4 protein-coding genes are annotated in these 7,908 nt (G+C 69.9%); all 4 read right to left on the reverse strand.

The window, feature by feature from the left end:
- Positions 1-54: 54 nt before the first annotated feature.
- Entirely contained in the window at positions 55-1,713 is a 1,659-nt protein-coding gene (locus ACFHWU_RS28265; protein ID WP_416592179.1) for an NAD(P)/FAD-dependent oxidoreductase, read from the reverse strand.
- 54 nt (positions 1,714-1,767) lie between these two features.
- Entirely contained in the window at positions 1,768-3,396 is a 1,629-nt protein-coding gene (locus ACFHWU_RS28270; RefSeq protein WP_416592180.1) for an NAD(P)/FAD-dependent oxidoreductase, read from the reverse strand.
- A gap of 37 nt (positions 3,397-3,433) precedes the next feature.
- Positions 3,434-7,114: an SDR family NAD(P)-dependent oxidoreductase gene (locus ACFHWU_RS28275; RefSeq protein ID WP_416592181.1), complete on the reverse strand. Its 3,681-nt coding sequence runs from the start codon at positions 7,112-7,114 to the stop codon at positions 3,434-3,436.
- A gap of 65 nt (positions 7,115-7,179) precedes the next feature.
- A partial coding sequence (locus tag ACFHWU_RS28280) for a polyketide synthase (protein ID WP_416592182.1) occupies positions 7,180-7,908 on the reverse strand: 729 nt, incomplete at its 5' end.

Below are 7,908 nucleotides of genomic sequence, written 5' to 3' on the forward strand. Positions count from 1 at the left end.
CCCGCACCCAGCCCAAAACCAGCAGTATTGCCAACAAAACGACCAAAGTTTAGGTCAGTGGCCCTTGAGCACGCGGGACTTGATGGCCTCACGGCCGGTTTCGAGCATCAGCCGGCCGAGCTCAGGATCGGCTTCGGTGCGCGCCCAGCGAGCCATGCGGAGGAACGTCTTCGGGTTCGGGCTGATGAACCGGATGTCGCGCTCGGCGAACCCGAAGCCCTTCGGCCAGAAGTCCGCCGCCTCGATCTGCCCGTAGAGGTCGTGGGCGACGCCGGTGGCGTCCGCCCGCCCGGCCTCGACGGCGTCGACCTGCTCGACCATGCTGTCGTACGCCTTGGCGAAGCCGTCGTTGAAGCCCCAGTAGTGGCCGAGATGCGGCACGTCCTCCAACTCTTTGAAGTGCCGATCGTCCTCGTCCTGCGCGAATCGGGTCAGGGCACGTTGGATCTGGTAACAGCCGGCATTGGCCCCCCAGGCCCAGAACCGGAAGACCGCGGTCCACAGGTCGTAGTCGCACCAGGATATGAACGCCGCGTTGACCAGCGAGTCGTTGTAGTCGAAGAGGCGCTGTTGCAGCCGGTCCACGAACTCGAATCGGTCGAGGGAGAAGTCGTCGTCGCGCACCGCCGCCAGCAGCCGCCACGCGAGAGCGTTGACGGACTCCGCGGTGTTCGACAGACCTCGGGAGAACAGCGGATCGATGAACCCCGCCGCGTGGGAGAGGAGGAACCACCGCTCTCCCGAACAGTGGGTGGACGAGTACTGCAGGCGCGAGGTGGACACCCATTCCCGGACGGGCTTGCCGGTCTCGAACTGCCGGGCGATGTCGGGATACGGCGCCGCCAAGCGGTAGAAGTCCTCCTCGGGGGTCAGATCCTCCGGCTTCGGGTACCGACGCGGGTCGACAGTGATGCCGACACTGCACAACGGGTTCGTCGACCACTTGTTGTTGTCGAAGGCGATCACCCACGCCCAGCCCCGCTCGAACATGTGGTGGACCGTCCCCTCGTACCACGGGACCGGGGGTCGGTTCGCGGGACTATGCTGAAACAGCTCGTCGGTCGGGGTGACCTCCAGCATGTGGTTCCAGATCGACCGGGAGTGGTGCTTGAGCCGGGTCGGGTTCTCCCGCAACTGCAGCTTCTCGGCCAACGGAGAACGGAAACCGCTGGCATCGACGACGTACCGGGCCCGGTACTGGGCGTCGCAGCCGGTCAGGGTGACTCCCGAGCCGTCGAAGTCGACGTCGCTGACCGGGAAGTTCTGCCGGAACTTGCACCCGTACTTGACCGCGACGTGGAAGAGGTACGAGTCCGTGTCCTGCCGGAACAGGTGGGCCGCCTCGTTCAGCAGGTTCTTCGGCGTATTGAACTCGTTGGTCTCGCGGGGGTTCTGCGGCTGGCCCTCGTGGTGCAGGAGGAAGCCGAAGTGACGTTTCACCCCGAATCGTTCACCAAGTGTCTTGCGGGTCTGCGTGAAGGTGGCCAGCGCCTTGATCTCCGGCACGTCGTACCGGTCGGCCAGCGTCCGCAGGTACAGCAACGTGTACGGAATGGTGGACTCACCGATCGCGAAGCGGGGATGCGACGCCGCATCGAGCAGCAGGACCTTCGCCCCGTGTCGGGCCAGGATGGCACCGAGCAGAGAGCCCGCCACCCCTGAGCCAAGGATCGCTACGTCGTAGGTCTCTTTTTCCAACTGACTCTGTCGCACGAGATCCTCTCCAGCACGAATCGGGAACTGCCAACGGACGTACGGCGGTGGTCGTCAGTGCGGGCGGAGACGCGAACGCGCGAAACCGCCGATGGCGCCGCGAATGGTCCGCCCAACCTCCGGCGGCGCCTGGGACCGGCTCCACAGCACCGCGCCGAGCATCTTGGGCGGCGTGGCGTGGAACCAGTGGTTCGCCGGATCGGCGAGGTTGAAGACCGGCGGGATGAAGTCGGCGTCACGCAGCCGGTTGAACAGGCGGTCGGCCGCCGCCTCCGGCGTGACGGCCCCCTGCTCGACGGACATGCAGATGTCGCGGGTGAACGGGCCGAGCTGGTTGAACTGCTCGCTCACCGGAAAGGGTGAACCCGGATGGCGAATTTGCTCCAGCTCGCGGAAGATCCCGTCGTCTCCGCTTCGCAGATACGAGAAGTACGCGTTCTCCAGCACCATCGTGCCGAGCACGGCGCCGATCTTCCAGGTCCGGTACGTCGCATTCCAGAGCCGGTAGTCGCGGAATGCCACGAACGAGCTGTAGGCGAGATCGTCGTGCACGTCGAACAGCCCCTGCTGCAGCGATTCGAGGTAGTCGTACCGCTCGGTGGACCAGACGCCGTCGCGTGCGGACATGATCAGCCGCCAGGCGAGCGCGTTGACGACGTCGAGCGAGTTCGTCAGCCCTCGGGAGTAGAGAGCGTCGATGAATCCCGCCGCGTGCGAGGTGAGACAGTACCGGTCACCGACCACCTGCTTCACCGAGTACTGCAGGCGGTTGGTGGACACCCACGGCCGTACGGCGACGGCGTCGCGGAACTGCCAGGCGATCTCCGGGAACCGCTGCAGGAAGTCGTCGAAGTCCTGCTGCGGCGTGCGGTCGTCCTTGGGGAATCGGCGCGGGTCCAGGGTCAGGCCGACGCTGCACAGCGGGTTGGTCGACTCCCGGTGGTTGTCGAACGGGATCACCCAGATCCAGCCCCCGTCGAACACGTGGTGCAGCGTGCCGTTGTGCCACGGGCTCGGCTGACGGTGCAGCCGGGCGGTGGGTGACCGGTCGAATGGCCGGACTCCGACCATGTGCGTGAACAGACTGCGCGAGTGGTGCCGGGCGCGAGGTGGCGTCTCCCTCAGGCCGTACTGATCGGCGATGGGTGACTGGTGGCCGCTGGCATCGACGACGTAACTGGCCCGTACCTGCCGGCCGTCGTCGGTGTGCAGCGTGACGCCCCGGTCGGGGTCGATGTCGACCTCACGCACCCGGGTCCCCGGCATGGGCCGGGCCCCGTACCTGACGGCGACCGCGTAGAGGTACGCGTCGACGTCCTGGCGGAACAGGTGCGACTCGGTGCGTAGCGCTGCCGGGATGACCAGCTGGTTGATCTCCTCCGGGTTCTGCAGTTGTCCCTCACGGTGGTAGACGAACCCGAAGTTCTGCTTGATCCCGGAGTTGTGGGAGATCCGCTTCTGGATTCCCGCGAAGGACGCCAACGGCTTGATCTCGGGGACGTCGTACCGATCGGCGATGATCCGCGTCATCGCCGACGTGTAGGGGATGGTCGACTCGCCGACCGCGAACCTCGGATGGGTCCCCGCGTCGATCAGCACCACCTTCACACCGTTGCGCGCAAGCACCGCCGCCAGGATCGAGCCCGCCATCCCACTGCCGAGGATGGCCACATCGAATGTCATTGCCTCCACCTCCTGAAGATCGAGTTGCACCTGTGTCTCAGTCGTCGAGGTCCGCGTCGGGGCTGGATGCCGAGATGGCGTCGAGGACGAACTCGTCCCATGACCCCGCATCCGTGGCGAAGAAGTCCCGACTGGTGAAGTCGACTCCCACGTCCTGCCGGATGCGGCTGATGAGCTCCATCACCATCAGCGAGTCGATGCCCATCTCGAGGAGGTTGAACGGGCCGTCCAACGTCTGTCGATCCAGGCGCATGATCTGCGCCAACTCGTCACGGAGGTACGCAGCGACCAGCTCCCGCCGCCGCGACGGCTCGGCTGCGACGACCCGGTCCCGCAACGGGGTGCCGCCGTCGCCACCGGTGGTCACCCGCGCGCCGTCGTCCACCAAGGCGAGCATCGGCCGTACCGTCCTCGACTCGAGGACCGCCTTGTACTTCGTCCAGTCCGCCGCACAGACGACCCGCTGCACGTCGTCGCCGGCGAGCAGCGCGCCGAGCAGACGCAGGCACTGGCCCGGCGCGAGAGGCTGGAGTCCGGTGCCGGCCAGAAAGTCGCGGACGTCGGATCCGTACAGATTCGAGCCGAGATCCCACTGTCCCCAGTCGATGCTCAGCCCCGCGTGGCCGAGGCTGCGGCGGTGGTGCGCCAGCCCGTCCAGGAACGCGTTTCCCGCCGCGTAGCTCGCCAGGAAGCGAGAACCCCAGACGCCCGCGATCGAGGAGAACCCGAGCATGAAGTCGAGAGGGTGATCGACCGTCGCGCGGTGCAGGGCGAAGGTGCCGAGCACCTTCGGACGCCACGCCGCGTCGTACCCGTCGCGGTTCACCTCGCGCAGCAACTGCGGACGCGACACACCGGCGGCATGGATGACACCCCGCAGGCGGCGAGGTCCACCGGCCAGCCTGCGGACGAGACGGCCGACCGCGTCGACATCCGAGACGTCGAGCGCCACGGCCTCCACCTCGACGCCCCGGGCCCGCAGCTCACTCACGAGCTTCGTGCGCGAGCGGTCCGCCGGGGCGTCCGAGATCGGCGTCCGGCTCGCCAGGACGATTCCACCTGCGCCCTGCTCGGCCAGCCAGGTCGCGATCGTCGAACCGATGCCGCCGAACCCGCCGGTGACCAGGTACGTCGCATCCGCCCGGACGTCAGCCCTGCGGTCACGCCCGGACGGCGCGAGGTCGCGGCGCACGAGACGGGCCCCGAGGGTACTTCCACCACGGATGGCCAACTGGTCCTCCGCCGGCTGCCCGCCGAGCGCCGAGGCGAGCAGCGCGGCGTCGATCGGCGCGTCCGGATCCAGGTCGACGGCGCCACCCCACAACTCCGGGTGCTCCAGCGCGACAACCCGCCCCAGACCCCACAGCGGGGACGCCGCGGCGGCGTGCAGCCGCTGCTCGGGCACGGCGGCCACCGCTCCCCGGGTGACCAGATGCACCCGCGTGGGGACAGCACGGGGTCGCTCACGCAGCGCTTGCACCAGCCGGATCGCGCCGAGTTCCACCCGGTCCCGGAACTCCACAAGTTCGGCGGCCTCCGCCGTGCTCAGGTCGGGAGCGTTCACCCCGGTGAGCAGCACGACATGCGCGGAGTCCCCCAGGCGGTCGAGGGCGGCCTCGACGGAGTGCTCGACGAGGCACGGCGCGCCACGACCGCGCAGCACGGCGGCCACGTCCTCGGCCAGCCCGTCGCCGTCCGACACCAGCAGCCAGCCGCCGCCCGCGTCGGCGGCGCTGCCCGGCGGCTCGACGGGATGCCACCGCAGGTCGAAGAGGATCTCCCCCGGGTCCCGCCAAGGCGCGGCCGGTTCCCGCTCGACCGGCGAATCGACGTGCACCTCGCGCAGGGCCCCCACCACCGTGCCGTCCTCCGCCCGGAAGACCAGAGCACCCGCGTCGTCCGACTCGATGGTCGCGGCCGCCCGGTGCGGGGTCCACGTCAGGCCCGCGAGCCGACGTACCGGCTCGTCGTTGCCCGCGACGAGCGAGACGGCCTCGCGGACCAGGCCGCCGGGGCCCGCGCCGGGACGCACGTCGCGCCGTTTGCCCGCCTCCGGCGCCTCGTCGGGCAGCGGCACGGCCCGACGCAGCACTCCACGGGCGGCCACCGTCCACGGCGCGCCGGCGACCTCCTCCACCGGCGTACGCCCCCGGCACACGAACTCGGCGCGGTCGCCCTCCACCCTCTCCAGGCTCAGGTACCAGTCACGTCGCTGATCGCCGGCGACGAAGGCCTCGGCCTCCTCGACTGCCGTCCATCCGAAGCCGGTGACCTCCTCCATCGCGCGCGCCGACAGCTCCACAAGGTCCGCCAGGTGCGGGAGTTCGCGCAGCCGGTAGACGGGGACCGGCCCTGGCAGCCGGGTCGCGGGAGCATCGACGGCGGGTATCACCCGCTCGTCGGGCTGTCCCTGTTCGAACCAGTAGCGCTCTCCCTCCCACGGGTAGGTGGGCAGGGGCACCCGGCGCGGAGCGTCCGGCCCGTCGAAGGCACGCCAGTCCAAGGACATGCCCCGCAGGTGCAGCGCGCCGGCCGCGCTGACCATCTGCGCGGTGGCGTCCCGCCCGCGCCGCAGGGACGGAATCCACAGGCAGCGGGGGTCGTCGACCGTACGCGCCGCCAGGCCGAGCAGGACGGGCGCGGGGCCGACATCGAGGAACGTTTCGACGCCGCTCTCGTGCAGGGTACGGATACCGTCGGCGAACCGGACCGGCGCGGCGGCGTGCTCCACCCAGTACCGGGGAGTGCCCTGCCGCTCCGACCAGTCCTCGCCGGTGACGTTGGAGATCAGACGCAGTTCCGGCGCGTGGTGCGTCAGGCGCTCGGCCACCGCGGCGAGGCCGGGCAGGACGGGGTGCAGCAGCGGCGAGTGGAACGCGTGCGAGACCCGCAGGTACCGCGCCTTGATGCCCTCCTCCAACAGTTCGGCGACGATGTCCGCCACGGCCGGGGCCGCTCCGGCAATGACCGTGTCGGCGGGACCGTTCACCGCGGCCACGGCCACCTCGCCGGTACGGTCCCCGATCGCCCGCCTCGCGCGGGCCTCGTCGCAGACCACCGTCGCCATCACTCCGCCGGGCGGCAGCGACTGCATGAGGCGGCCTCGTTCGACGACCAGCCGGACGGCGTCGGGCAGGGTGAGGACGCCGGCCACGCACGCCGCGGTGATCTCGCCGACGCTGTGCCCGAGGACGGCGTCCGGGCGGATCCCCCACGACTGCCAGAGCCGAGCCAGGGCGTACTCCACCGCGAAGATCGACGGCTGCGTGTAACGTGTCTGGTCCAGTGGTGAGTCGGGGCCCTCGGGTAACTCCAGGATGTCGAGCAGGGGACGGTCCAGCAGGGGGTCCGCCAGCGTGGCCACCTCGTCGAGCGCCTCCCGGTACGCCGGCTCGCCTCGCAGGTCCTGTCCCATCCGGCTGTACTGTGCCCCCTGCCCGGTGAAGAGCCAGGCCAGCTTCCGGCGGCGGTGCGGGACCGCCTCCACGGCAGTGACCATGTCGCTCCGGCTGCCGCTGACGTAGCTTTCGAGCGCGTCGGCCAGATCCTGCGCCGTACCTCCCTCGACGGCGAGCCCGAAGCTCATGCGCGCGCGGCCGGTCCGGGACGTGCCGCAGAGATCCCGGATCGGGCCCGACGGCTGCCGACGGAGCTGATCGCGGTACGCCACCGCCAGCGCACGCAGCGCGGGCTGGCTGCGGGCGGAGATGGTCAACACGTCGGCCGACCGCCGTGCGGCACCGGTCCCCGTTTGGTTCGGCGCGGGTGGCGCATCCGTCACGATCACGTGTGCGTTCGTTCCGCTCGCCCGAAGCTGCTGATTCCACCGGCCCGGATCGCCCCACGGGCGGGCCACGGAAGGAGTTCGTCGGCGACCGTGACCCGCAGCCGGTCCCAGTCGACGTTCGGGTTCGGCTCCTGGAAGTGCAGTTGCGGCGGCACCGCTCGGCGTTGCAGGGCCAACACGAGCTTGAGAAGGCCGGCGATGCCGGCGGCCGCCTCCAGGTGGCCGATGTTGGTCTTGACGGATCCGACCAGCAGCCGCGAGCCCGCCGGCCGGCTCCCACCGAGCACCGCGTCCAGGGCACGAAGTTCGATGGGATCGCCGAGGGCGGTGCCCGTGCCGTGCGCCTCGACGTAGTCGATCTCGGCCGGTTCGAGGCGGGCCGCTCGGAGCGCGGCCTCGACCACCTTGCGCTGCGAGGCTGGATTCGGCACCGTCAGCCCGCTGCTGCGCCCGTCGTGGGCCACCGCCGAGCCCCGGATCACCGCCATCACCGTGTCGCCGTCGCGATGGGCGTCGGCGAGCCGCTTGAGTACGACGATGCCGGCTCCGTCGCCGCGGCCGTACCCGTCGGCCGAGGCGTCGAAGGTCTTGCAACGCCCGTCCGGCGCCAGCGCCCGGAACTTGCTCAGGAGCACGAAGGAGTACGGGCTCAGCATGACGTTGACCCCGTTACCTTTTTGATCGTCCCCAGCCGGGGACTGCTCGGTCGCCCGGCTCGGTATGAC

Source organism: Micromonospora sp. LOL_015 (assembly GCF_048060275.1).
Lineage (GTDB): Bacteria > Actinomycetota > Actinomycetes > Mycobacteriales > Micromonosporaceae > Micromonospora_E.